Below are 24,707 nucleotides of genomic sequence, written 5' to 3' on the forward strand. Positions count from 1 at the left end.
TGGACAGACTTGGGTCTTGAGGGGCTTTTGAGGTGTTGTTAGAGTCCTGACACGACTCTTGACTAGGGCACGAGGCGGTGCTGCATGGATCGCTGGCGGCTGCCGGTGGCGATCACCGTGGTGATCGCGGGAGGCGGCGGCGCGGGCAAGACCACCCTGGTGCGCGCGGTCTCCGGCGCCCGCCCGCTGCGCACCGAGGAACCCTCGCCCGGCGGCGACGGCTGGACCAGCGTGCCGGTGGACGTGGGCCGGCTGACCATCGGCGACCAGTACACGGTCTACCTGCTCGACACCCCGGGCCCGGTGTGGGACCAGGTGGCCGGGGGCGCCACCGGCGCGCTGGTGGTGGCCGACGGCCGCCGCCCCGAGGGCTGCCGGCCCGCCGTGGAGTACTTCACTGCCCGCCACACGCCCTTCGTGGTCGCGGTCAACTGCTTCGAGGGCGCCCGCCGGCCCGCTGAGGAGGAGGTACGGCAGGCGCTCGGCCTGGCGGCGGGCGTGCCGGTCATGGCCTGCGACGCCCGCCGCCGCGCCTCGGGCACCCAGGTCCTCATCGCCCTGCTGGAGCACGCCCTGGCCCGTGCGGCGACACCGGCCTGACGGCGCTACCTTTGTCCGATGGAGGAGATCGACCGCCGCATCGTCACGCTGCTGGCCAGGGATGGCCGGATGAGCTTCACCGACCTTGCCAAGGAGACCGGCCTGTCCGTCTCCGCCGTGCACCAGCGGGTGCGCCGCCTGGAAAAGCGCGGCGTGCTGCGCGGTTACACCGCGGTCATCGACCACGACGCCGTCGGCCTGCCGCTGACCGCGTTCGTGTCCATCAAGCCGATCGACCCGGCCGCCCCCGACGACGCCCCCGAGCGCCTGGCGCACCTGGCGGAGATCGAGGCCTGCCACAGCGTGGCGGGGGAGGAGAGCTACATCCTCAAGGTCCGCGTCGCCTCCCCGCGCGACCTGGAGGACCTGCTGCAGCGCATCCGCGCGGCCGCCAACGTCTCCACGCGCACCACCGTCGTGCTCAGCACGCCGTATGAGTACCGCCCGCCGGAGCTGGGCGGCGGCCTGACCGAGACGGCCCCCTGACGTGTGCATACTGGAGAGTTGACACCTGGAGCACTGGAGCCGTCCCATCACCGACAAGACCGAACTCGCCAAGGAGCAGGAGTACCTCTCCCGCCTCTACCACCGGCTCGACGAGCTGCGTGAGCGCACCCAGCGCCAGCTCAAGGAGGTCCTGGCCGCCGGCGCCGTGGGCACCCAGCAGAACAGGTCCGAGCGCGACACCTTCGCCGGGATGTACGCCGCGCGCCTGGCCCGCCTGTGGGCGGTCGAGCGCGGCCTGGCCTTCGGCCGCCTGGACCAGGCCGACGGGCAGCGCTTCTACATCGGCAAGATCGGCATGACCGACGACGAGCAGAACCGCCTGCTCATCGACTGGCGCGCCCCGGTCGCCCAGCCGTTCTACCGCGCCACCCCCGCCCGCCCCATGGGTGTCACCCGGCGGCGCCACCTGCAGACCAGGGGCCGCACGGTGATCGGCGTCGAGGACGACCTGCTCGACCTCGACGCCATGAGCGAGGCCGACCGGGTCACCCTGAGCGGCGAGGCCGCGCTGCTGGCCGCGCTGGACGAGGAGCGCACCGGCCGCATGCGCGACATCGTCGCCACCATCCAGGCCGAGCAGGACCGCGTCATCCGCGCCGACCTGAGCGGCGTGCTGGTGGTGCAGGGCGGCCCCGGCACCGGCAAGACCGTCGTGGCCCTGCACCGGGCCGCCTACCTGCTGTACTCCCACCGCGAGCGGCTGGAGCGGCGCGGCGTGCTCATCCTCGGCCCCAACCCCACGTTCCTGCGCTACATCGAGCAGGTCCTGCCCTCCCTCGGCGAGACCGACGCGCTGCTGTCGACCGTGGGCGAGCTGTATCCGGGCATCACCGCCACCAGGCGCGACCGGCCCGAGGTCGCCGCGCTCAAGGGCGACCCGCGCATGGCCGAGGTGCTGGCGCGAGCCGTACGAGACCGGCAACGGGTGCCGCGCCGCCCCATCGAGCTGCCGCTGGGCCGCTACACCCTCACCATCGACGGGCGCATGCTCGACTCGGCGCGCAGCAAGGCGGTCAAGTCGCGCCGCCCCCACAACGCCGCCCGCGCGATCTTCGTCCGCTCGCTGCTGAACGCGCTGGCCCGGCAGGCGGCCAGGAAGCTCGGCAAGGGCCTCATCGACGAGGAGGAGCTGGCCGACCTGCGCGAGGACCTGCGCACCGAGCCCGTGGTCAAGGCCGCGCTCAACCGGCTGTGGCCGTACCTGACGCCGCAGCGGCTCCTGCTGGGCCTGTACGGCTCGGCCGAACGGCTGGAGTACGCGGCCGGCGAGCTGCTGACGCCGCGGGAGCGGGAGCTGCTGCGGCGCGAGGGCGGGGAGTGGACCGACTCGGACGTGCCGCTGCTGGATGAGGCCGCCGAGCTGCTGGGGGAGATCGACGAGCAGGTGCTGCGCGCCTCGGCCGCCCACGCCGAGGAGGAGCTGGCCGCCGCCCGGCTGGCCGAGCAGCGCGAGCGCGAGTCGGAGCTGGCCTACGCCCGCGAGGTGCTGGAGCTGACCGGGCTGTCGGACGTCATGGAGGCCGAGCGCCTGGCCGAACGGCAGCGCGACGAGGGCCCGCACCTGACCACCGCCGAACGCGCCGCCGCCGACCGCACCTGGGCCTACGGGCACGTGATCGTGGACGAGGCCCAGGAGCTGACCCCCATGGCCTGGCGGGCCGTCATGCGGCGCATCCCGTCCAGGTCCATGACCATCGTGGGCGACATCGCCCAGACCGGCGCGAGCGGCGGGGCCCGCTCCTGGGCGGCGGTGCTCGACCCGTATGTGGCCGGCCGCTGGCGGCAGGAGACGCTGACGGTCAACTACCGCACGCCGGTGGAGCTGATGGAGGTGGCGGCCGACGTCCTGCACGCCATCGACCCGTCGCTGGAGCCTCCCCGGTCGGTACGGCACAGCGGCGCCCGGCCGTGGGCGGCGCCCCTGGGGGAGCTGGCCTCGCTGGCCAAGGCGTCGGCGGAGGCGGGCGGCAAGACCGCGGTGCTCGCCCCGGAGTCCATGCTGGAGGAGGTCGGGGCCACGGTGACGGCGGCGGTAGGCGGGGCGGTGCTCGTCCGGCCCGGCGTGCGGGCCGGGGCCGAGGCGCTGGACGCGCCGGTGGCGATCATGGGGGTGACCGACGCCAAGGGGCTGGAGTTCGACTCGGTGATCGTCGTGGAGCCGGCGCGGATCGCGGGCGAGTCGCCCCGGGGGCTGAGCGACCTGTACGTCGCGCTCACCCGGGCCACGCAGCGGCTGGGCGTGGTGCACGATCTGCCGCTTCCCGCATACCTGCGGCGCCTGTCCCCGTGCCCGAATATCTAGCCCTATGGCGCAGTGCGTCCGGGCTGCGAAAACATAGGCCCCCGCTGATCAGGACACGGTTGACATCATCGCCGAAGGCGGTAGTTTGCTGCGCAGTCCAGCACGGGACTTGGCCGGTTGGCCGTCTCTGACATCGCGGATCCTGCGTCCGTGACGGAGCCGCTTCTCGAGGGGCGCAGCTTTCGTCCACACAGCCAGGTGCAGGGCCGTCGGTCCGTCGAGTCGGGGCACCCCAACCGGGCGGGGGGTTGGACCCGGGACGGGCCCGGATGCCCAGTAGACAACGGAACTCCGCGCTCGCCGCCGACGGGACGGATCCGGTCCGAAGGGTTTCCGGGCCCTCTTCCGTTCCCGTGCCCACGGACTCGCCGCGAGAGCGCCGGGTGATCCTTTCCTCAAGGGGTCATCCGGCCTGCCCTCGTCCGCGCCGAGGCGTGCGGGGCGGTAGCGTTGCTGCACAGGCAGCCCTTTCATCCGTCCGTCGCGAGGAGACCGAGGCAGTGGCGCAGGACCTCACAGGCCACCCCGAGGCCGACCCCTCCTCCCCGATCCCGGGGCCCGACGCCTCCCCGCCTCCCCTGCACGCCCCCGAGGCCTCCTCCGCTTCCTCCCGCACCGCCGAGGGCTCTTCCCCCCCTTCCGGCTCCACCACGGGGGCAGGCGCCCCGGGCGGCTCCTCGCCTTCCCTCGCCGCGGGCGGTCCTTCCCCTTCCCCCGCCACGGGTGGTTCTTCCCCTTCTTCCCGCGCCCCTGAGGTGGGTGAGCCGGGCGACGGCGGGAGGGAGGCGCCGGCGGGATTCCCGTGGACGCGATTGGCAGGGGCGGCGGCCGGGGGGCCGGCGTTGTTCCTCGCCTTCCCGCCCCTGGACTGGTGGCCATGCGCCCCCCTCGGCCTGGCCCTCCTCACCTTGAGCCTGTACGGCCTGCGCCCCCGCCGGGCCGCCTGGGTGGGCTACCTGGCCGCCCTGGTCTTCCTGCTGCCCGCCCTCGCCTGGGTGCGCCCCATCGGCTACGACGCCTGGCTCGCCCTGGTCGCCGTCGAGGCCCTCTTCTACGCCGCCTGGGCCGCCGCGACGGCCCTGGTGGTGCGCCTGCGATGGTGGCCGCTGGCCGTGGCGGCGCTGTGGGTGGCGATGGAGTGGGCCCGCTCGACCTTCCCCGTGGGCGGCTTCCCCTGGGTGCGGATCGCCTTCAGCCAGGGCGAGTCGCCGTTCACCCCCTACGCCTCCCTCGGCGGCGCGCCCCTGGTGAGCTTCGCCGTCGCCCTGTGCGGCACGCTCCTGGCCGCCGCCGTCCGCACGCTGCGGCACCCCGGGCGCCAGCACAGCCGCCACCGCGCCACCGCCGCCCTGACCGCCGGGGCGCTGGCCGTACCCCTGCTGACCCTCCTGATCCCCCGCCCGCCCGATGAGCACCGCACCGTCAACGTCGGCATCGTCCAGGGCAACGTCCCGGGGGAGGGGATCTCCGCCTTCGGCGACGAAGCCGCCGTTGTCCTGAAAAATCATGCGAACGGCACGCACGAGCTGGCGAAAGCCGTACGGGACGGAAGGCTCCCCAAGCCGGATCTCGTGGTCCTCCCGGAGAACTCCACCGACATCGACCCCTACCGAGACCCCGAGGCGTACCGGATCATCGACGGGTCGGTGCGCGACGTCGGCGTCCCGGTCCTGGTCGGCGCGGTGGTCGCGATCGGTGAGGAGCACCGCGCCACCCGCAGCCTGGTGTGGGACCCCAGCACCGGCCCCGGCGCCTACTACGACAAGCAGCACCTGGTCCCCTTCGGCGAGTACACGCCGTTCAAGGAGGTCTTCCTGACGCTGTTCGAGCGGGCCCGGCTCGTCGGCAGGCAGTCGGTGGCCGGGACCAGGCCGGGGGACCTGGTCATGGGGCCGGTGACGATCGGCGCGATCAACTGTTATGAGGTGGCCTTCGACGGCACCGTGCGCGGCACGGTCCGCGCCGGCGGCTCGCCGCTGGTGGTGCAGACCAACAACGCCACCTACGCGCTGTCCAACCTGCCGCCCCAGCAGCTGGCCATGTCCAAGCTGCGGGCCGTGGAGCACAACCGCGCCGTCCTGACCGCCGCCACCACGGGAATCTCCGCCTTCGTCACGCCAGACGGTAAGGTCTCCTGGCAGACCAGGGAGCGCGTCGCCGACCAGACCGTGGTCACCGTGCCGGTTCGCACCCGCGGCACGGTCGCCACGGCGGTGGGCCAGGCGCCGGAATGGGCATTGATAGTGATGGGAGCGGCGGCCGTCGGGGTCGCCGCACGTCGTCGGGTGAGGGACGCCAGATGATCGACACAGTCGGCCGGGTTCTCGTCATCGTGCCCACCTACAACGAGCGCGAGAACCTGCCGATGATCGCCGGCCGGGTCCGCGCCGCCGTCCCCGAGGCGCACCTGCTCGTCGTCGACGACAACAGCCCCGACGGCACCGGGCGGGTCGCCGACGAGCTGGCCGCCGCCGACGACCACGTTCACGTCCTGCACCGGGAGGCCAAGCAGGGCCTGGGCGCCGCCTACATCGCCGCCTTCCGCTGGGGCCTGGCCGAGGGCTTCGACGTGCTGGTGGAGATGGACGCCGACGGCTCCCACCAGCCCGAGGAGCTGCCCAAGCTGCTGCAGGCGCTGGAGCAGGGCGCCGACCTGGCGATCGGGTCGCGCTGGGTGCCCGGCGGCCGGGTGGTGAACTGGCCGGGCCGGCGCGAGTTCCTCTCCCGCGGCGCCAACATCTACACGCGGGTGATGCTGGGCCTGCCGGTGCGCGACGCGACGGCCGGGTTCCGCGCCTACCGGGCGGCCACGCTGGAGAAGGTGGGGCTGGCCGACGTGCAGTCGCAGGGCTACTGCTTCCAGGTCGACCTGACGCTGCGGACGGCCCGGAACGGCCTGCGCATCGTGGAGGTGCCGATCACGTTCGTGGAGCGCCAGGTGGGCAGGAGCAAGATGGGCCGCGACATCGTCACCGAGGCGTTCTGGCGGGTGACCGTGTGGGGCGTGAAGGGCCTGCCGCGCCGGCTGCGCCGCGGCCGCGCCTGAGGAACGTCCGCCGCGGCCCGGACGTTGAGAAGAGGGAGTACGGCTCCCGCGCCCGAGTGAGGAAACCATGCGCCTGCTGCTCTTCTTGGCCTTCCTGGTGGTCCCGGTGCTGGAGATCTGGCTGCTCATCCAGGTGGGGCAGGCCATCGGCGGCTGGACCACGGTCGCGCTGCTGATCGCCGACAGCCTGCTGGGCGCCTGGCTGGTGCGGCGGGAGGGCCGGCGGGCCTGGCGCGCGCTGCAGGCGGCGCTGCAGTCGGGCCGCATGCCCGACCGGGAGCTGGCCGACGGGGGGCTCATCCTGGTGGGCGGCGCGCTGCTGCTGACCCCGGGCTTCCTGACCGACGTGCTGGGCTTCGCCTGCGTGGTGCCGTTCACGCGGCCGCTGATGCGGCGCCTGGCCGGGTGGTTCTTCGCGCGCAAGGTCAAGAGCATGGCGGCGGCTTCGCCGTACGCGCGGCTGGTCTACCAGGACGACGACCTGGGCCGGCAGAGCCAGCCGGGGGACCGGACGGGCCGGCCGGGCAAGGTCGTGCACGGCGAGGTCATCGACGAGGACCGCTGACGGGCGTGCGGACATGCCGCATCACATGCCAAACCCCGGGCCGCGGCGGCCCGGGGTTTCGCTCACCGTGGTGCGGTCAGGCGCTCTTGCGCCGCTGCGCCCGCAGGATGGCCAGCCGCTCGTTGAGCACCTCTTCGAGGTCTTCGATGGAGCGGCGCTCCAGGAGCATGTCCCAGTGCGTCCGCGGCGGCTTGGACTTCTTGGCCTCGGGCAGCTCGCCGTCGACCCGCCAGGCGGTCGCGCCGCACATGCGGCACTCCCACGTCGGCGGGACCTCGGCCTCGGCGGCAAGCGGGACCTCGAAGCGATGGCCCTTGGCGCAGGTGTAGGACACGTCCTGGCGCGGAGCCAGATCCGTGTTACGGTCGTTCTCGTAGCTGGTTGCCCCGAGCCGGGTGCCACGAAGCGCGCGCTCGCCCATGTCTCAATGCCTCCTACAGGACCCCGTGTCCGAGGGGTCTGTCTCCCACGGTGTGTCTAACGCTTGATACCGTGTTGGGATTCCCACTGGGCGGGTGATCCAATCGCGCTTTTGCTCCTTTCCCTCGCTATCTCCCGGTCACCACGGGCACCAGGCGGCGGTCGCCCAGGTCGGTGGCGAGCACGAGGGGAGCGGTGAGCGGGCCGAGCAGGCGGGCCAGCGCGGGGCGTCCCTTCCGGCGGGCCAGGGCCGGGCCCAGGGCGGCCATGAGCTTGGTGAGCGCCGGCAGCGGGCGCACCCACAGCGTGAGCTCGGCGATGCGGGCCTGCTCGTCCAGCCGGAGCAGCACGCTCTCCTCCAGCTCGGTGCCGTCCAGGCGGCCCGTCGCCGCGAGCATGCGGGTGCGCTCGTCGCCGACGTCGGTGTGGTAGCGCACGTCGCTCACCACCGACAGGGCGGCGGAGAGCACCTCCTCCACCTGCCGCGCGCCGTGGAAGCGGGCCCGGGAGCTGAGCGGGGAGCGCAGCACGGCGTCGGGGGCGAGCGTCGTCGTCAGCAGGGCGATGTCCTTGGTCTCGCTCGCCTGCCGGTAGCGTCTGGCCGTGTCCTCGGCGGCAGTCGTCATGAGGCCTCCCGGTTAGTCCTGATTCTGAACTTAGAAGGAGTGGGTTCAGATAGTCAACCCACTATGCTGGCGGCATGAACAGGTTCGGGGAGATGCACTGCTCGATCGCCCAGGCGGTGAGCGTGGTGGGGGAGCCGTGGACGCCGCTCATCCTGCGCGACCTGTTCCTGGGCGTGCGGCGCTTCGACGACCTGGCCCGCGACCTGGGCGTGTCCCGCAACCTGCTCACCCAGCGCCTGGAGCGGCTGATGGCGGCCGGCGTGGTGAGCAGACGGCCCTACCAGGAGCGGCCCGTGCGCTACGAGTACCACCTGACGGAGGCGGGGCTCGACATCGTGCCGGCGCTCATGGTGATCATGGCGTGGGGTGACAAGTGGGCCACGCCCCCCGGCGGGCCGCCGGCGGTGCTGGTGCATTCCTGCGGCCGGCCGTTCACCCCGGTGGTGGCCTGCCCCCACTGCGGCGGCCCGGTCACGGCCGACACGGTGACGGCCACGGCCGGACCCGGCGCGGCGCCCGGCCCGGGCACGTGGGTGCTGGCCGGGGGCCTGGCGCCGGGGTGATCAGATCTTCTCGGGCACCTGGTTGCCGGCCGCGCGGATGGCCTTGGGCATGTTGACGAGGGCCAGCAGCACGCCGCCGAGGACGAAGAAGGCGATGAGCGAGACGATGGCCAGCCGGTAGCTGTTGGTCAGCTGCAGGGCCAGGGAGAGGGTGTAGGAGCCCAGGAAGGTCGAGCCCTTGTCGCTGATCTCGTACAGGCTGTAGTACTCCGCCTCCTTGCCCTTGGGGATGACGTGGGAGAACAGCGAGCGCGACAGCGCCTGGGTGCCGCCCATGACGATGGCGATGGCGAAGCCCATGGCGAAGAAGGCCACCGCCGAGCCCCGGGGCAGGAAGTAGGCGACGCTGACCACGGCGGTCCAGGCCACCAGGGCGGCCAGCACGACCCGCTTGGCGCCGTAGGAGCGGGCCAGGCGGCCCAGCAGCAGCGCGCCGAAGAAGGCCACCAGCTGGACCATGAGGATGGCGCTGATCTGGATGTCGCGGCCCAGGCCGAGCTCCTCGCTGGCGTAGGTGGCCGAGAAGGAGATGACGGTCTGCACGCCGTCGTTGTAGATGAGGTAGGCGACCAGGAAGGCCAGCGTGAGCGGGTACAGGCGCAGCTCGCGGATGGTGCGCCCGAGCTGGCGGAAGCTGCCGGCCACGGCCTGGCCGGCGGACTGGGCGCCGGCGGCGTGGGCGCGGCGGTTGCGCAGGCGCAGCAGGGGGATGACGGTGAAGCCGCCCCACCACACGCCGGCCGAGGCCAGCGCGAGCCGTACCGCGTCGCCCTCCGACAGGCCCAGCGCCCCGTGGCCGAGGTACATGCCCAGGTTGACGGCCAGCAGCAGGAAGCCGCCCAGGTAGCCGAAGCCCCAGCCGCGCGCGGAGACCCTGTCGCGCTCGTCGGCGGTGGCGATGTCGGGCAGGAAGGAGTTGTAGATGATGAAGGCGCAGGCGAAGGAGAGGCTGGCCACCAGGTAGAGCAGGCCGCCCAGCAGGTAGCGGCCGTCGGCGACGAACCACATGGCCAGCGTGGCCAGGGCGCCGAGGTAGGCGAAGAAGCCCATGAGCTCCTTCTTGCGGCCGGTGTGGTCGGCCAGGGCGCCGGCGATGGGCATGAGGATGATCTGCAGGACCGCGGCGGTGCCGACCACGAAGGGGTAGAAGGCGCTGGGCCGCATGTCCATCCACAGCACCTCGACGTAGCCGAGCCCGGGGTTGGCGCGGGCCAGCTGGTCGAAGGTGTCCATACAGGTGGCGGCGGCCACGCCGGCGAAGTCCTTGGCGCAGGCCGCCGACTCGGCGATGGAGGTCAGGTAGGGGCCGAGGAAGACGGTCAGGACGGTGGTGGGGAAGGCGGAGTTGGCCCAGTCGTAGAAGTACCAGCCTCGTTGCTCGCGCCGGCGGGCGGCGGGGGACTCGTCGAAGACCGCGGGGGGTGCGGGGGATGTCATGCGGCGACTCCGTGGGGGTGCCAGAGCCCGCGCCTGTCGAGCACCTCGCGCAGGCCGGTGATGTTGTCGGTCATGATGCCGTCGACGCCGAGGTCGAGCAGCTGCTCCATGCGGAGCGGGTCGTTGATCGTCCACACGTGGACGTGCATGCCCAGGGCGTGGGCGGTGCGGACCAGGGCGTGGGTGGTGACGCGCAGGCCGCGGAAGCCCAGGGGGATCTGGGCGCAGGGGATGCCGGCGCGCGACAGGCGGGCGAACAGCCTGCCGTACCCGGAGGTGGCCGCGGCGGCGCGCAGAGTGGCCACGCCGCGCGGGCCGAGCGCGGAGCAGACCTCGCGGCCGAGGGCGGCCTTGGCGCGGGCCAGGCGCTCGTCGGAGAAGGAGGTCAGGCAGATGCGGTCGTAGGCGTTGGTGCGCCTGATCGCCTCGGCGAGGGGGAGGATGGCGGCGGCCTCCTTGACGTCGATGTTGAAGCGGGCCTCCGGCCAGGTGCCCAGCAGGTCCTCCAGCAGGGGGATCTCGTGGACGCCGCCGATGCGGGCCTGCCGTACGACGGAGTAGGGCAGCTCGGCGATGCGACCGCGCCGATCGGTCACCCGGTCGAGGGTGTGGTCGTGGAAGGCCACCAGGACGCCGTCGGCGGTGGCGTGGGCGTCGGTCTCCAGGTAGCGGTAGCCCAGCCGGACGGCCCACTCGAAGGCCGGGAAGGTGTTCTCCGCGCCCTCCAGGGCGCCGCCGCGGTGGGCGAAGGCCAGCGGGCCGGGGTGGTCGAGGAAGGCGAAGCGGCGGCTGAGCACGTCGGAAGTATGCCCTTCGTGAGCAAAACTTTGGGTTACAGATCGGAGAGGTTCTGCCATTCCTGGCGGCGGGCCTCGGCCAGGGCGATGGCGGCGGCGACGGCGACGTTGAAGGAGCCGACGCGGCCCACCTGGGGGATGTAGCAGGCGCCGTCGGCGGCGGCGAGGGCGGCGGGGGAGCAGCCGTGGTCCTCGCTGCCGACCAGCAGGCACACGTCGCGGTCGAGGCGGGCCTTGTGCAGGGGTACGGCGTCGGCCGTCAGCTCCAGGGCCAGCACGGCGTAGCCGTCGTCGCGGGCCTCCTGGACGGCTTGCAGCACGGGCACGGAGTCCTTCCAGGCGACCAGCCGGTCGGTGCCCAGGGCGGTCTTGCCGGCCTTGGGGTTGGTGGGCGGGGTGGTGTTGCCGGCCAGCCAGATGCGCTCGACGCCGAAGGCGGCGGCGCTGCGGAAGATCGAGCCGACGTTGAACGGCCCGGTCACCGACTCCACGATCAGGGCGACGCGGTTGGCGGTGTTGCGGCGCCAGGTGCGGTTGAGCCGCTTGACGTCGGTCGGGCGCAACTGCTTGCTCATGGTCGGGTCACCTTCAGGATGCGGTAGGCGGCGCGGGAGGCCGCGCGGGTGGCCTGCCAGCCCTGCTCGGCGAGCCAGCGCTGCAGGGAGTCGGAGCCGAGGTGCTTTTGGACCACCAGGTAGGCGACCCCGTCGCCGGTCAGGCGGGACAGCCAGCGGGTGAGCATGGCGTGCAGGGCCGGTTTGCCGATGCGGATGGCCGGGTTGGACCAGATGGCGCGGAAGCGCACGTCGGCGGGCACCTCGTCGACGTGGACGGGTCTTACTTTGTAAAGGCGGGCGGCTTGGGCGTTACGCTCCGTAAGCTCCAGGCTACGGCGGTTGACGTCGACAGCCCAGACCGTCGCCTGCGGCGCGCGCGCGGCCATGGTCAGCGCGATGGGGCCGTAGCCGCAGCCGAGGTCGAGCAGGTCGCCTTCCTGGGGCGGCGGGGGGAGGGTCTCCAGCAGGATGCGGGTGCCCAGGTCGATCCGGTCGGGGGAGAACACGCCCCGGTCGGTCTCCAGCTTCAGGTGCAGGTCGGGCAGGATGAGGTCGACCGCGCCCGGGCGGCTGGCGGCTTGTGGCTGCTCCTGGAAGTAGTGGCCCACATGGGGAAACGTTACGGGATGCGGGAGCCCAGCAGGACCGCCGCCGTGGCGACCAGCAGGCCGGCGGCGATGGCGGCGACGATGAACCACTGGGTGATCTCCTGGTTGACCAGCTTGAACCCCAGTGAGGTGCCGATCTGCTCGTAGACCTCGCGCAGTTCGGTGCCGGATTCGGCGCTGTAGGCGCGTCCGCCGGTGCCGTCGGCCAGGGATTGCAGGGTGGCCTTGTTGACCGGGACGTTGACCGGGCGGCCGTCGATCTGGACGGTGCCTTCCTGCGTGCCGTAGGCGATGGTGGAGACCGGGACGCGGGCCTGCATGGCGGCTTCGATGGCCTCGGCGACGGCGCGGCCGGAGGTGTTGTCGCCGTCGGACAGCAGGACGATGGCGGCCGGCGGGGGGTCGGTGGCGGCGCGCTGGTCGAAGGCGCGGATGGCGTCGAGGGAGTTGAAGACGGCTTCGCCGATGGCGGTGCCGGGGCGGGTGTCGAGGGTGTTGATGGCGGTGGCGACGGCCTGGTGGTCGGTGGTGGGGGAGACGACGACGTTGGCGGAGCGGGCGAAGGACACCAGGCCGACGTTGAAGCGCTGGGGCAGGTCGAGGGCGAACTGCTGGGCGGCTTTCTGGGCGGCGGTGATGCGGTTGGGCGGGACGTCGTCGGCTTCCATGGACAGGGAGACGTCCAGGGCGATCATGATGGTGGCCCGGTCGCGGGGGACGCGCACCTGGTCGGCGGGGCGGGCGGCGCCGATGACCAGCAGGCTCATCATGATGAGGAACAGCAGGGGGGCGATGTGGCGGCGCCAGCCGGGGGCGGCGGGCATGACGAGGTCGAGCAGGGCCAGGTTGGTGAAGCGGACGGTGTAGCGGCGACGGGCGAGCTGGGCGGCGATGTAGGCGGCGGCGAGGAGTGCCACCAGGGCGAACAGCCACAGCCACGCGGGCGCCAGGAAGGTCACCGGAGCCTCCTGCGCTGGCGGAGGGTCCATTGGGCGATGTCGTGCACCCAGTCGCGGTCGGTGCGCAGCACGAGGTGGGCGGCGCCGGCGCGGCGGAGAGCGAGGCGGGTGCCCTCGCGCTGGAGGGCGGCGGCTTCGGCGTAGGCGTGCCGAATCTTGGGAGAAAGGTGCACTTCGCGTACTTTCCCGGTCTCGGGGTCGCTGAACGCCACGCGGCCGACGGCGGGCAGTTCCAGTTCGCGGGGGTCGATGATTTCCACGGCGAGGACCTGGTGGCGGGCGGCCAGGCGGCGCATGGGCCGTTCCCAGGGGCGTTCGGCGTCGGGGTCGAGGGTGGGGTGGGCGTCGAGGAAGTCGGAGACGATGACGCGCAGGCCGCGCCGGGTGCGGGTGGCGGCCAGCACGTCGAGGGCTTCGGCGAGGTCGGGGGCGTCGGGTACGGCCCGGCCGCGTGGGGCGTCCATGAGGGAGTGGAGCAGGCCGTACAGGGCGGCGCGGCCGGTGCGGGCGGGCATGCGGTGGATGTGTTCGTCGTGGAGGACCATGACGCCGAAGCGGTCGCCGACGCGGCTGGCGAGGAAGCCGATGGCGCCGATGGCGGAGACGGCCAGGTCGCGTTTGTCGGTGGCGGCGGTGCCGAAGTCCATGCTGGGGGACAGGTCGGCCAGGGCCCAGGTTTCCAGTTCGCGGTCGGCGATGAGGTCGCGGACGTGGGGGACGGTGGTGCGGGCGGTGACGGCCCAGTCCATGCGGCGCACGTCGTCCTCGCCGGGGACGTAGACGCGGCTGTCGCCGGCTTCGCTGCCGGGGCCGGGCAGCAGTCCCTGGTGCTGGCCGTGCATGAGCCCGTCGAGCTTCCTGGTGATGGTCAGCTCGAGGCGCCGGAGGACTTCCTCTGCCCTGTCGGTCACCGTTGGTTGTTCCAGACGACGAGGGGGGGTGGGACGGCGTGGAGGATCTGGCGGATGACCTGTTCGGGGTCGACGCCGTCGGCGATGGCGTCGAAGGTGAGCATGAGGCGGTGGGCCATGACGTCGACGGCGACGTCGCGCACGTCGTCGGGCAGCAGGTAGTCGCGTCCGCGCAGCAGGGCCAGGGCGCGGCCGGCGGCGACCAGGCCGAGGGTGGCGCGGGGGCTGACGCCGATCTCGATGGTGTCGTCGAGGGGGGCCAGGCCGTAGTCGGCGGGGGAGCGGGTGGCCATGACGAGGCGGACGACGTAGTCGGCGACGAGCTGGTGGACGGAGACCTGTTCGGCCTGCTGCTGGAGGGCCAGGAGGCGGTCTGGGTCGAGGATCTGGCGGGGGGTGGGCGGAGTGACGCTCATGCGCTGGAGGATTTCCATTTCCTCGTGGGCGCTGGGGTGGTGGACGCGGACGCGGAACAGGAAGCGGTCGCGCTGGACCTCGGGCAGGGGGTAGACGCCTTCGGATTCGATGGGGTTCTGGGTGGCCAGGACGATGAAGGGCTTGGGCAGGGGGTGGGTGACGCCGGCGAGGGTGACCTGGCGTTCGGCCATGACCTCCAGCAGGGCGGACTGGACTTTGGCGGGGGCGCGGTTGATTTCGTCGGCGAGCAGGAAGTTGACGAAGACGGGGCCGAGTTCGACGTCGAACTGTTCGCTGGAGGGGTGGTAGACGCGGGTGCCGACGATGTCGCTGGGCACCAGGTCGGGGGTGAACTGGATGCGGGCGAAGGTGCCGCCGACGACGGTGGCCAGGGTGGAGGCGGCCAGCGTCTTGGCGACGCCGGGGACTCCTTCCAGCAGGCAGTGCCCGCGGGCCAGGAGGGCGACGAGGAGTCGTTCGACCATGTGGTCTTGGCCGACGATGACCTTGCGGACCTCTTGGAGGGCCTCGCGCAGGGCTGCCGCGTCGGTGCCGCTGGGCAGGTCTTCGGCGACGCTCATGCTTGCCATGTTCACCAATCTTCCCCAACTTTTCCGGAAACGTGCACGGAGGCGGGTGTCGGGGAAGATTGATGCCGTGACCGTCAACGTGACCGCTCCGTTGCAGTACGGCGATCCGCCGCGGGTGGGTCCTTTCGTGGTGCAGGCGCGTTTGCATGCGGCGCCTGCGGGGTTTGTGTACCTGGGGCAGGCGGCGGACGGGCGTGCGGTGTCGATCGCGTTGCTGACCAGGGGCGCGGCGCTGGACGGGGCGGCGCGGGAGCGATTTGTCTCGGCGGTCAGGCAGGCGTCGGGGCGGCGGGGGCTGTTGTGGCGCGGGCGTGGCGCGGAGGCCGGCGGGGCGGGGGGCGTGCCGCGGGTGCTGGCGGCGGATCTGGGGCGGGCGCCGTGGGTGGCCACGCCGTACCTGCCGAACGGGCCGGGGGCTGAGCGGTTCCTGGAGCCGGTGCTGGTGGGCGGGACGCTGCTGGGGGAGCCGCACGGGCCGGACTTCGTGCCGTACTGGCTGGCGGATCGGGCGCCGGCGCTGCCGGGGGCGGGCGGCGGGCGGCTGCCGTTGACCGAGACGCGGCGGCGGGTGCTGACGGCGCTGGCGGTGCTGGCGGTGCTGTGCGTGCTGGGCGTGGTGATGGTGGTGTTGCTGGTGCGGGATCCGGATGACAGCGAGCCGGTGCGGCGGCCGTTGCCGGCGACGGTGTTCGAGCCGACGCCGCCGCCTTCGCCGGTCACGCCGCAGCCGCAGCCCAGTCCGTCGCCGAGCCCGTCGCCGAGCCGGTCGGGCCCGGCCAGCCCGGGGCCGTCGCCGGGGGATGAGGCGGATGACAGCGGGTCGATCTGAGTCGAGCTGAGTCGATCTGAGCGGCCGGGGAAATCGGCTTGAGCCTCACGTTGCGTGAGGTTCTAGCGTCGCCGGCATGGACATCGTCATTCACGACACATTGCCGGCGATGGAGCGGATGCTCCAGGGGCCGGTGGAGAAGCGGCCGGAGGCGCTGCGCGCGATGCTGGCGCCGATGCGGGAGGCCATCCCGATGCCGGGGGACCTGGTGGACATGCACCATCAGGGCGGGGGCTTCCGGGTGGACCGGGAGGACGAGCGGTACCTGCCGGCGCTGCGGTGGCTGGCGGAGACGGACCTGCCCGGGCAGATCGAGCGGCTGCTGAAGCTGTCGCTGGGTTACCTGCGCGATGCGGTTCCGGGCCTGCGTCATCCGGAGACGCTGCAGGTGATGTTCGTGCTGGGCGATCCGGACAACGAGCATCTGATGCGGACGACCGGCGGCTACTACGGGATGGGGTCGGCGCCGGGCTGGCTGTATCTGCTGGCCTGGCCGACCGAGGAGAACGTCGGCCGGATCGCGCACTGCGCGGTGCACGAGTTTCACCACCAGGTGCGCTACTCCAACGTGGCGTGGGATCCGGCGACGGTGACCGTGGGCGAGCACGTGGTGGCCGAAGGGCTGGCGGAGGCGTTCGTGCGGGAGCTGTCGGGACCGGAGGCGATGGGGCCGTGGTCGGCGATGGTGACGGGCGCGGACTTCGAGCGGGCGTACGAGAAGATCGTGGCCGACATCGACCTGCAGGGCATGCAGCACACCCCCGCCTACGTGCTGGGGGATTCGGCGATGGCCCGGTTCGGCGGGACGCCGCGCGGGATTCCGGACATGGCGGGGTACGCCGTGGGGTTGCGGCTGGTGGAGGCGCACCTGGCGGCGACGGGGATGTCGGTGGCGGCCAGCACGGTGCTGCCGGCGGCGCAGATCCTGGCCCCGGCACTGGAGGGGGCGCTGGATGGTCAGCGGGGGCGGACGAAGCCGGACTCGTAGGCGGCGATGACGGCCTGGGTGCGGTCGCGGGCGCCGAGCTTGGCCAGGACGTTGCCGACGTGGGTCTTGACGGTCTCGGCGCTGACGACGAGCCGGGCGGCGATCTCGCCGTTGGACAGGCCCTGGGCCATGAGGGTCAGGACCTCGCCCTCGCGGTCGGTGAGGCGGTCGACGCCGGGGACGGGCGTGCGGGGGCGAGCGGCGGCCAGGCGGCGGATGGCGGCGGGGAACAGCAGCGACTCGCCGGCGGCCACGAGGCGGACGGCCTGGGTCAGGTCGTCGGGCCTGGTGCGTTTGAGGAGGAAGCCGCTGGCGCCGGCGCGCAGGGCGTCGTAGACGTAGTCGTCGTTGTCGAAGGTGGTGACGACGATCACCTTCGGGGGGTGGGGGAGGGCGAGCAGGCGGGCGGTGGCGGCGATGCCGTCCAGGCCGGGCATGCGCACGTCCATGAGGACCACGTCGGGGCGTTCGCGGCGGGTCACGGTGAGGGCCTCGGCGCCGTCGGCGGCTTCGCCGACCACCTGGAGGTCGGGTTCGGCGTCGATGATGATCCGCAGGCCGGTGCGGATGAGGGCCTCGTCGTCGGCGAGGACGACCCTGAGCGTCATGGGTGACGACGGTAGCGGGTCGCCGGGCCGGGGAGGCCGGCGGGAGCCGGGGGTCACTGGGAGCCGGGGGTCAGCGGGAGCCGTACCGTGACCTGCCAGGTGCCGGCTTCGGGGCCGGCCTGCAGGGTGCCGCGCAGCAGGCGGGCGCGTTCGCGCATGCCGGCCAGGCCGCGCGCCCCGGTGGCGGCCGGCGCGGCGAGGCCGGGAGTCAGGGGGTTGGCGATCTGGAGGTGGAGGGCGTCGTCGTGGACGGCGGCGGCCAGCCGTACCGGGCCGTGGCCGTGTTTGATGGCGTTGGTCAGCGACTCCTGCAGGATCCGGTAGGCCTCGCGGGAGACCAGGGCGGGGACGGCGGTCAGGTCGCCGATGCGGGTGTGGACCTGGGCGCCGCTGGCGCGGATGAGGTCGTCCAGGTCGGCCAGGGTGGGGGTGGGCTGCCGGTCGGGGGTCTCGTCGCGCAGCAGGCCCAGGACGTGGTCGAGGTCGTCGAGCGCGGCGCGGGCGGAGTGCTCGATCGCGGCCAGGGCGGTGCGCGCGGTGGCCGGGTCGCGCTCCAGGACGCGGCCGGCGGCGGCGGCCTGGAGGGTGACGACGCTGAGGGCGTGGCCGACCGAGTCGTGCAGCTCGCGGGCGAGGCGGGCGCGTCCGGCGAGGTCTTGGGCGTGGGCCTCGGCCTGGGCGAGGCGTTCGGCCGCCGAGGGGCCGAGCAGGGCGGGCGCGAGCCTGGCCAGCAGCACGCCGGCGCCGCGGACCAGGGCGAGCAGGGCGGCCAGGCTCGCCAGCCCCAGCGGCGGCCACCAGGCGGCGCTCCAGCCCGGGCCGTAGGGCCGGCCGAGCAGGCCCAGGGGGTTGCCGACGATCGGCACCAGGAAGGTCCATACGGCGAAGGGGGCCACGGCCAGGGTGCAGCCGCTGGCGACGCCGCCGACGGCCAGGTGGACGGTGAACCAGGTGGCCGAGCGGCGGCGCTCGTCCCAGGTGCGGGGGCGGTCGCGGCGCGGCGGTTCGACGGGGGCGCCCAGCAGGTCGCGGGCGGGCGGGGCGGCGAGCTCGCGCACGGGCAGCGCCAGGCCCGTCAGGGCGACGATGGGCAGCACGGCCAGGAAGATGACCGGCTGCACGGCCAGCAGGGGGTCGCCGGGGGCGCTGGGGCCGTACAGGCTCCAGACGACCTGCCCGGCCATCATGTACGGCATCAGCAGCGCCCCGCCGAAGATCAGGCACAGCCAGTGGCGGGCGAGCACGCTCCATCTCACACGCCCCATCATATGTCGAGGGAAATTCGCGCACGGCGGATTATGCTTTTCGAGAAAATGCGCTGCCGGCGAAAAGGGCGTGAATTCGAAAATGTGGCGGGCTAGCGTCGGAGGGAGTTCGCGAGAGAAAGGAAGGCGTCATGACCGAGACCCCGACCGTGCGCTGGCCCGAGCAGCTCAACCAGCGGCTGCTGAAGGAACGCATCGTCGTGCTGGGGCAGGAGGTCGACGACGACATTTGCAACCGGCTGTGCGCCGAGCTGCTTTTGCTGGCCGCCGACGACCCCGACAGCGACATCACGCTTTACATCAATTCTCCGGGCGGCTCGGTGCACGCCGGGATGGCGCTGTATGACATGATGCAGTTCGTTCCGTGCGACGTGGCGACCGTCGCGATGGGTTTCGCGGCCTCGATGGGGCAGTTCCTGCTGTCGGCGGGCACGCCGGGCAAGCGGTACGCGCTGCCGCATGCCCGGATCGTCATGCACCAGCCGCTGGGCGGCATCCGGGGCACGGCCAGCGACATCCAGATCCAGGCCGAGAACCTGCTGTACACCAAGCGGCTGATGGCCGAGCTGATCGCCCGGCACACCGGCCAGCCGCTGGCGCGTATCCAGGAGGACTCCGACCGCGACCGGTGGTTCACCGCGCAGGAGGCGCTGGAGTACGGCTTCGTCGACCACGTGGTGCGCAGCGCCAAGGACGTGGTGGCGGGGGTGACGCCGCGATGAGCCGGTATGTGGTGCCGTCGTTCACCGAGCGGACCTCCTACGGGGTGAAGGAGTCCACGCCCTACACCCGGCTGTTTGAGGACCGGGTGGTGTTCCTGGCCACGCCGATCGACGAGACCTCGGCCAACGACGTGATGGCGCAGCTGCTGACGCTGGAGTCGATGGATCCGGACGCGGACATCAACCTCTACATCAACTCGCCGGGCGGGGAGTTCACGGCGATGACGGCGATCTACGACACGATGCTGTTCATCCGGCCGCAGGTGCACACCGTCTGCATCGGGCAGGCGGCCTCGGCGGCGGCGGTGCTGCTGGCGGCCGGGTCGCCGGGCAAGCGGGCGATGCTGCCGCACGCCCGGGTTCTGCTGCACGAGCCGCACACCCAGGGCGGGTACGGCCAGTCCAGCGACATGGAGATCGCGGCGCGGGAGGTGCTGCGCATGCGGGAGCTGCAGGAGCGGCTGCTGGCGCGGCACACGGGGCGCGAGGTGGGGCAGATCCGGCGGGACCTGGCGCGTGACCGGGTGCTGACGGCCGCGGACGCCAAGGGGTACGGGCTGGTGGACGAGGTCTACACCAGCAGGAAGCGGTCCTTGGCGGCGGTGGGGTGAGGCGGGTGCCGCCTTCGTGAGGAGGCGGAGGTGGCACCCTTATTGATCTACATTGTAAAGGCACTAGGTTAGATGAGTGTCCTCCTACCTCACCTTGAAAACCAGCATCGAGCACGAGATCGAGGTGCGCCGCTCGCGGTTCGTCTGCGCGGTCGCGCCGGCGGGCAGCGTGGGGGAGGCGCAGGCGTTCATCGCCCGGCGGCGGGCTTTGCATGCGGGTGCGACGCACAACTGCTCGGCGTATGTGATCGGTGAGCGGGTCGCCAAGGGTGACGACGATGGGGAGCCGGGTGGGACGGCGGGGACGCCGATGGTGCAGGCGCTGGTGGGGCGTGGGTTCAGTGATGTGGTGGCGGTGGTGACGCGGTATTTCGGGGGTGTGTTGCTGGGGGCGGGCGGGTTGGTGCGTGCTTATGGCGGGGCGGTGACCGAGACGTTGGATCGGGCGCTGGATCGGGGGGAGGTTGTGCGGATGGTGCCGGCGCGGTTGGTGCGGGTGTGGGTGTCGCACGATTTGGCGGGGCGGGTGGAGAACGGTTTGCGGGCGTCGCGGTATGCGGTGCGTGAGGTGGTTTATGGGGCGCGGGTGTGTTTGACGGTGGCGGTGGGTGCCGACGAGGTGGGGGTGTTTAGGGGGTGGGTGGCTTCGCTCACGGCGGGGCGGGTTGAGGTGAGTGAGGGTGAGTGGGTGAGTGTGCCTGGTTAGCCTTCCAGGGCGTATTGCATGACGCGGAATTTGGCTTGGGCTTCGGCGAGCTCGGCGGTGGGGTCGGAGTCGCCCATGATGCCGCATCCGGCGAACAGGCGGGCGCGGGTGCCGTCGATGATGGCGGAGCGCAGGGCGATGCCCCATTCGCCGTCGCCGTTGGCGTCGATCCAGCCGACGGGTCCGGCGTAGCCGGCGCGGTCCATGCCTTCGAGGGTGCGGATGAGGTCGACGGCGGTGTGGGTGGGGGTGCCGCCGACGGCGGCGGTGGGGTGGAGGGCGGCGACGACGTCGAGGACGGTGGCGCCGTCGGTGAGGTGGCCGGTGACGTGGCTGGCGAGGTGTTGGACGTTGGGGAGGGTGAGGAGCTGGGGTTGGTCGGGGGTGTGGAGGGTGGAGCACAGGGGGGCCAGGGCTCGGCGGACGGAGGCGATGGCGCATTCGTGCTCGTGGCGGTCTTTGGGGGAGGTGAGGAGGGCGGCGCCGCGGGCGAGGTCGTCGGCGGGGTTGGTGCCGCGTGGGGTGGTGCCGGCCAGGACGAGGGATTCGATGTGGGGGCCGGTGCGGCGGATGAGGAGTTCGGGGGTGGCTCCGATGAGGCCGTCGACGGAGAAGGTGTAGCAGTCGGGGTAGCGGGTGGCCAGGCGGGTGAGCAGGACGCGGGTGTCGATGGGGTATTGGGTGGTGGCGAGCAGGTCGCGGGCGAGGACGACTTTTTCGAGGTGGCCGTGGCGGATGTGGGTGGCGGCTTGGGTGACGATGTGTTGCCAGGCGGGGGCGGTGAGGGTGCCGTCGCCGTAGCTGACGTGGCCGGGGTCGCGGAGGGGGGTGGCGGGGCGGGGGTCGGGGTCGCCGATGGTGGTCAGGTGGGTTTGGCCGTTGCGGCGGGTGAGGATGGTTTGGGGGATGACGAGGACGGAGCCGGGTGAGTTTTCGTCGAAGGTGAAGCTGCCGAAGGCGATGGGTCCGGGCTGGTGGGTGTGGGCGAACAGCTCGGTGAGCCATTGGCGGGCCCAGGTGAAGCGGTTGGGGCCGGGTGGGATGTGGGCGCGGGCGGCCTGTCCCCAGCCGATGATGCCTTCGCCGTGCCTGATCCAGGCATAGGGGGCGGTGTCGGGGAGGGTGGGGAGGGTGCGGGTCAGGTGGCCGGGGTCGCGGACCAGGGTGGTGCGGACCGGCAGTGGGCGGGTGGTTCCCAGTGCGACGCTCACTCGAGACACTCTATGCGGTAGTTGAACGTGTTCGACTTGGGCCCCCCGGGTGGGTGTCAAGGGGTCATATGGACTCGGTTGGGTGGGGGCGGTGGTCGTGCGGGGTGGTGGGGTTGGTCTTTACGGTCGGGTCATGGTGGTTCGTGGGGTTGTGGTTGTGGCGTTGTCGGCTGGTTTGGTGTCGGGTACGGCGGAGCCGCCGCGGGTGATGGCGGCGTTGGGGGATTCGATTTCGACGGGGTTCAACGCGTGTGGGTGGTATGTGTCGTGTGTGTCGCGGTCGTGGGCGGTGGGGGAGGATCGGGAGGTGGGGAGCCATTATGTGCGGCTGGGGATGCGGGGTGGGAATCGGGTGTTCGCCGAGCCGGGGGCCAGTAGTGCGGATTTGGTGGGGCAGGCGCGGCGGGCGGTGGCGGCGCGGGCGGAGTATGTGACGGTCTTGGTGGGGGCGCAGGATGCGTGCCGGTCGAGTGAGCGGGCGATGACGCCGGTGGGGGTGTATCGGGAGCGGGTGGCGCGGGCGTTGGGGGTGTTGCGGGAGGGGGTGCCGGGGGTTCGGGTGTTCGTGGCGAGTGTTCCGGATCTTTGGCGGTTGTGGCGGGTGGGGAGGGGGAATCCGTTCGCGCGGGTGTTTTGGGCGTTGGGGAGGGTTTGCCCGTCGATGTTGGCGGAGCCGTCGTCGATGGATCGTGCGGATGTGGCGCGCCGGGTGCGGGTGCGGGCTCGGGTGATGGCGTACAACCGGGTGCTGGCGGAGGTGTGTGCGCGGTTCGGGCCGTCGTGCCGGACGGATGGCGGGGCGGTGTTCGCGTATCCGTTCACGTTGGATCATGTGAGTAAGTGGGATTTCTTTCATCCGAATGTGTGGGGGCAGCGGGTTTTGGCGGAGATCACGTTCAAGCACGGTTTCGGGGTATGACGAGCATGCGAACGAGAAGTCCCGTTAGCGGGATGCCCTCGGCCAACTATTTGATCTTCCGCTCGTCCTGCTTGCCTGACCTGCACTGATGCGGGCAGGTTCCGTTTGTTGATCACTTCCGCTACGGTTCGTACGGTCCTGACCGGGTTGCGGTGTGGAGGTGGTCGATGTCGACCCGGATGTTCTCCGAGGACCAGCTGGAGCGGCTGCGCTCGTACCCCGACATCAGCCGTGAGGATCTGATCCGGTACTTCACCCTGACGCCCGCCGACGTCGCCTTCATCGACCCGGGTCGCGGCCGTGGCCCGGGTGATCGATTAGGGCTTGCCGTCCAGCTCGCCACGTTGCCCTGGCTGGGGTTCGTGCCGGACGAGGTGAGCTCGGCGCCGCCGGTGGCCATTGATCGGCTGGCCGAGCGGCTGCGGATCGATCCGGACGTTCTGGCCGAGTACGGTCAGCGGGAGCAGACACGCAGCGATCATCTGCGGTTGGTGGCTGGCTATCTGGGCTGGAAGAGTGCCCCGGCCGGCAGCACCGCGATGAAGGAACTGGAACAGTTCCTGCTGGACCGGGCCATGGAACACGACTCGCCCGCGCTGCTGTTCAATCTGGCCACCGAGTACCTCATGGCGGCCAAGACGATCCGGCCGGGTGTGACGACGCTGGCCAAGATGGTGGCCACCGCCCGGACCAGCGCCACCGCGCTGACCTGGGAGAAGGTGGCGCACCTGCTGACCGATCAGCTGCGCGCGGACCTGGACCGGTTGCTGGTCTATGACGCCGGGCTGAGGATGACCCGGCTGGCCTGGCTGATCAAAGCGGCCACCGACGCCAGCGCGGCCTCGGTGAAGAACGCCATCGACAAGCTGCTCTACCTGCGCAACATGGACGCCCACACCCTGGACGTGTCGGAGCTGGCGGCCGAGCGGCGCCGCTTTTTGGCCTCGGTGGGCCGCCGCTCGACCAATCAGGCGGTGGAGCGCCGCGAGCCGCAGCGCCGTTATCCGATCTTGCTGGCCGTGGTCGCGCAGTCCGCCGTGGAACAGGTCGACGAGGTGGTGATGCTGTTCGACCGGGCCGTGTCCGCGCGGGAGTCGCGGGCCAAGTCCAAGACCGACGAGGCGCTGATCGAGCGGGCCAAGGCGGGTGAGGCCCGTCAGCTGCTTGGGCAAGTGGTCGGCCGCCTCCCGGCAGAACACCCTGGCCGGCGCCGCACTGCAGGAGCTCGTGCGCTTCGTCGGGGTGCATGCCGTCGGCCGCGTGCTGGCCGAGACCGCGTTTGACCGGCACGGTGACCGCGTGGGGCGCCAGGGCGCTGAATTCGGCGCAGGCCGGGTCGTCGCCGCTGGCCAGGACGACGGGCAGGCCGTACGAGGCGGCCAGCAGGGTGTTGATGCCGATTTCGCCGTGGGAAGCGCCGTTGATGCGGACGTCGAGGACGGTGTCGGCCATGGTGTGGGCGAGCACCCCGGCGGCGCCGGCGCGGGCGTGGTAGCCGACGAACATCGCCACCTGGGCGCCGGCCTGCAGGCAGGCCATCATGCCCAGTTCGCGGGGCTTGCCGCGGATCAGCCGGGCCCGCCGGGCCAGGTCCCCGGGCAGGATGTTGCGGTAGGGGCCGTGCGCGTCGGCCACCAGCACCAGTCGGATCTCGATCGCGCGTACCCGTCCCGCGGGGGCCCAGTTCGGCGGCGTGCAGGGTGAGGGTGTCGTTCACGACGCCGGCACCCTGGAAGTTGTAGAGCTTGACCTCGCCCGCCTGGACCCAGCCCATGCGCATCCGGTTGGAGATCGAGTAGTGCGGCATGGTGTTGCGGCTGCCGGCCATCATGTCCCTGCCGTCGACTCGGCCGCCGCCGCGAGGGGGTCATCGGGGAAGTCCGGCGGGGACCAGGCGAGGACGCCCGGCGATCGACGCCACCGGCGCTGCGCGGTGACGTCGG

The 24,707-nt window shown here is 72.0% G+C and carries 26 protein-coding genes and 1 pseudogene; 14 read left to right on the forward strand and 13 right to left on the reverse strand.

The genetic code is table 11. The features are described from left to right. Positions 1 to 84 precede the first annotated feature (84 nt). The 6 genes from BSB02_RS09660 to BSB02_RS09685 all read left to right on the forward strand — a co-directional run bounded on the left by BSB02_RS09660 (position 85) and on the right by BSB02_RS09685 (position 7,020). Entirely contained in the window at positions 85 to 600 is a 516-nt protein-coding gene (locus tag BSB02_RS09660; RefSeq protein ID WP_084958365.1) for a GTP-binding protein, read from the forward strand. An 18-nt stretch (positions 601 to 618) separates the two neighbouring features. After that, positions 619 to 1,086 (forward strand): Lrp/AsnC family transcriptional regulator, encoded by a 468-nt coding sequence (locus BSB02_RS09665; RefSeq protein ID WP_084958366.1) that lies wholly within the window; start codon positions 619 to 621, stop codon positions 1,084 to 1,086. A 166-nt stretch (positions 1,087 to 1,252) separates the two neighbouring features. Beyond that, entirely contained in the window at positions 1,253 to 3,409 is a 2,157-nt protein-coding gene (locus tag BSB02_RS09670) for a HelD family protein (protein WP_240506300.1), read from the forward strand. A gap of 842 nt (positions 3,410 to 4,251) precedes the next feature. Then, positions 4,252 to 5,712: an apolipoprotein N-acyltransferase gene (lnt, locus tag BSB02_RS09675; protein ID WP_240506301.1), complete on the forward strand. Its 1,461-nt coding sequence runs from the start codon at positions 4,252 to 4,254 to the stop codon at positions 5,710 to 5,712. Next, positions 5,709 to 6,455, forward strand: a complete 747-nt coding sequence (locus BSB02_RS09680) for a polyprenol monophosphomannose synthase (protein WP_084958369.1) — start codon at positions 5,709 to 5,711, stop codon at positions 6,453 to 6,455. Before lnt ends, BSB02_RS09680 begins: the two co-directional genes overlap by 4 nt. Before the next feature lie 67 nt (positions 6,456 to 6,522). Continuing rightward, the gene (locus BSB02_RS09685; RefSeq protein ID WP_084958370.1) at positions 6,523 to 7,020 is read left to right on the forward strand and encodes an FxsA family protein; all 498 of its coding nucleotides are present in this window, start codon (positions 6,523 to 6,525) and stop codon (positions 7,018 to 7,020) included. Positions 7,021 to 7,096: 76 nt separating this feature from the next. Here BSB02_RS09685 and BSB02_RS09690 read toward each other — a convergent pair whose 3' ends face one another. Beyond that, positions 7,097 to 7,441, reverse strand: a complete 345-nt coding sequence (locus tag BSB02_RS09690; RefSeq protein ID WP_084958371.1) for an RNA polymerase-binding protein RbpA — start codon at positions 7,439 to 7,441, stop codon at positions 7,097 to 7,099. A 127-nt stretch (positions 7,442 to 7,568) separates the two neighbouring features. Continuing rightward, positions 7,569 to 8,066, reverse strand: a complete 498-nt coding sequence (locus BSB02_RS09695; RefSeq protein ID WP_084958372.1) for a nuclear transport factor 2-like protein — start codon at positions 8,064 to 8,066, stop codon at positions 7,569 to 7,571. A gap of 74 nt (positions 8,067 to 8,140) precedes the next feature. Here BSB02_RS09695 and BSB02_RS09700 point away from each other — a divergent pair, with 74 nt between their 5' ends. Beyond that, entirely contained in the window at positions 8,141 to 8,629 is a 489-nt protein-coding gene (locus tag BSB02_RS09700) for a winged helix-turn-helix transcriptional regulator (RefSeq protein ID WP_206184596.1), read from the forward strand. On the opposite strand, the gene BSB02_RS09705 is transcribed toward BSB02_RS09700, so the two are convergent. The 7 genes from BSB02_RS09705 to BSB02_RS09735 are packed head-to-tail and all read right to left on the reverse strand — an operon-like array spanning position 8,630 to position 14,896. Next, positions 8,630 to 10,066 (reverse strand): MFS transporter, encoded by a 1,437-nt coding sequence (locus tag BSB02_RS09705; protein ID WP_084958373.1) that lies wholly within the window; start codon positions 10,064 to 10,066, stop codon positions 8,630 to 8,632. Next, positions 10,063 to 10,863, reverse strand: a complete 801-nt coding sequence (locus BSB02_RS09710) for a glycerophosphodiester phosphodiesterase family protein (RefSeq protein ID WP_240506302.1) — start codon at positions 10,861 to 10,863, stop codon at positions 10,063 to 10,065. Before BSB02_RS09710 ends, BSB02_RS09705 begins: the two co-directional genes overlap by 4 nt. Positions 10,864 to 10,898: 35 nt before the next feature. Further along, on the reverse strand, positions 10,899 to 11,438 hold the full coding sequence (locus BSB02_RS09715; protein WP_084958375.1) for a TrmH family RNA methyltransferase: 540 nt from the start codon (positions 11,436 to 11,438) through the stop codon (positions 10,899 to 10,901). After that, positions 11,435 to 12,028 (reverse strand): class I SAM-dependent methyltransferase, encoded by a 594-nt coding sequence (locus BSB02_RS09720; protein ID WP_084958376.1) that lies wholly within the window; start codon positions 12,026 to 12,028, stop codon positions 11,435 to 11,437. The genes BSB02_RS09715 and BSB02_RS09720 overlap by 4 nt, the downstream gene beginning before the upstream one ends. An 11-nt stretch (positions 12,029 to 12,039) precedes the next feature. Continuing rightward, complete coding sequence (locus tag BSB02_RS09725) at positions 12,040 to 12,987, reverse strand: VWA domain-containing protein (protein ID WP_084958377.1); 948 nt, start codon at positions 12,985 to 12,987, stop codon at positions 12,040 to 12,042. Next, positions 12,984 to 13,898, reverse strand: a complete 915-nt coding sequence (locus BSB02_RS09730; protein WP_240506303.1) for a DUF58 domain-containing protein — start codon at positions 13,896 to 13,898, stop codon at positions 12,984 to 12,986. Before BSB02_RS09730 ends, BSB02_RS09725 begins: the two co-directional genes overlap by 4 nt. Further along, positions 13,895 to 14,896, reverse strand: coding sequence for an AAA family ATPase (locus BSB02_RS09735; RefSeq protein ID WP_084958378.1), 1,002 nt, complete (start codon positions 14,894 to 14,896; stop codon positions 13,895 to 13,897). The genes BSB02_RS09730 and BSB02_RS09735 overlap by 4 nt, the downstream gene beginning before the upstream one ends. A gap of 76 nt (positions 14,897 to 14,972) precedes the next feature. Here BSB02_RS09735 and BSB02_RS09740 point away from each other — a divergent pair, with 76 nt between their 5' ends. Then, a complete protein-coding gene (locus BSB02_RS09740) occupies positions 14,973 to 15,734 on the forward strand; it encodes a hypothetical protein (RefSeq protein WP_240506304.1) in 762 nt (253 codons plus the stop codon). A 76-nt stretch (positions 15,735 to 15,810) separates the two neighbouring features. Next, positions 15,811 to 16,722: a DUF2268 domain-containing putative Zn-dependent protease gene (locus BSB02_RS09745; protein WP_084958379.1), complete on the forward strand. Its 912-nt coding sequence runs from the start codon at positions 15,811 to 15,813 to the stop codon at positions 16,720 to 16,722. Here the strand turns inward: BSB02_RS09745 and BSB02_RS09750 are convergent. Then, positions 16,692 to 17,330, reverse strand: coding sequence for a response regulator transcription factor (locus tag BSB02_RS09750; RefSeq protein ID WP_084958380.1), 639 nt, complete (start codon positions 17,328 to 17,330; stop codon positions 16,692 to 16,694). The two genes, BSB02_RS09745 and BSB02_RS09750, sit on opposite strands and share 31 nt — an antisense overlap. Positions 17,331 to 17,383: 53 nt before the next feature. After that, positions 17,384 to 18,595 (reverse strand): sensor histidine kinase, encoded by a 1,212-nt coding sequence (locus tag BSB02_RS09755; protein WP_084958381.1) that lies wholly within the window; start codon positions 18,593 to 18,595, stop codon positions 17,384 to 17,386. 131 nt (positions 18,596 to 18,726) lie between these two features. Here BSB02_RS09755 and BSB02_RS09760 point away from each other — a divergent pair, with 131 nt between their 5' ends. The 3 genes from BSB02_RS09760 (at position 18,727) to BSB02_RS09770 (ending at position 20,634) form a co-directional block, all read left to right on the forward strand. Continuing rightward, the gene (locus tag BSB02_RS09760; protein WP_084958382.1) at positions 18,727 to 19,317 is read left to right on the forward strand and encodes a ClpP family protease; all 591 of its coding nucleotides are present in this window, start codon (positions 18,727 to 18,729) and stop codon (positions 19,315 to 19,317) included. After that, the gene (locus BSB02_RS09765; protein ID WP_084958383.1) at positions 19,314 to 19,928 is read left to right on the forward strand and encodes an ATP-dependent Clp protease proteolytic subunit; all 615 of its coding nucleotides are present in this window, start codon (positions 19,314 to 19,316) and stop codon (positions 19,926 to 19,928) included. The genes BSB02_RS09760 and BSB02_RS09765 overlap by 4 nt, the downstream gene beginning before the upstream one ends. Positions 19,929 to 20,004: 76 nt before the next feature. Continuing rightward, positions 20,005 to 20,634, forward strand: coding sequence for an IMPACT family protein (locus tag BSB02_RS09770; RefSeq protein ID WP_084958384.1), 630 nt, complete (start codon positions 20,005 to 20,007; stop codon positions 20,632 to 20,634). Here BSB02_RS09770 and BSB02_RS09775 read toward each other — a convergent pair. Then, positions 20,631 to 21,845: an isochorismate synthase gene (locus BSB02_RS09775; RefSeq protein ID WP_084958385.1), complete on the reverse strand. Its 1,215-nt coding sequence runs from the start codon at positions 21,843 to 21,845 to the stop codon at positions 20,631 to 20,633. The genes BSB02_RS09770 and BSB02_RS09775 overlap by 4 nt on opposite strands. A 208-nt stretch (positions 21,846 to 22,053) precedes the next feature. Here BSB02_RS09775 and BSB02_RS09780 point away from each other — a divergent pair, with 208 nt between their 5' ends. Further along, entirely contained in the window at positions 22,054 to 22,764 is a 711-nt protein-coding gene (locus tag BSB02_RS09780; RefSeq protein WP_240506313.1) for a GDSL-type esterase/lipase family protein, read from the forward strand. A 179-nt stretch (positions 22,765 to 22,943) separates the two neighbouring features. Next, entirely contained in the window at positions 22,944 to 24,047 is a 1,104-nt protein-coding gene (locus BSB02_RS42075; protein WP_420855841.1) for a DUF4158 domain-containing protein, read from the forward strand. On the opposite strand, the pseudogene BSB02_RS43430 reads toward BSB02_RS42075, so the two are convergent. After that, positions 24,025 to 24,405, reverse strand: a pseudogene (locus tag BSB02_RS43430) (M55 family metallopeptidase); the annotation flags it as partial. The gene BSB02_RS42075 and the pseudogene BSB02_RS43430 overlap by 23 nt on opposite strands. Between the last annotated feature and the right edge of the window lie 302 nt (positions 24,406 to 24,707).

Source organism: Thermoactinospora rubra, assembly GCF_002093975.1.
Taxonomy (GTDB): domain Bacteria; phylum Actinomycetota; class Actinomycetes; order Streptosporangiales; family Streptosporangiaceae; genus Nonomuraea; species Nonomuraea rubra_A.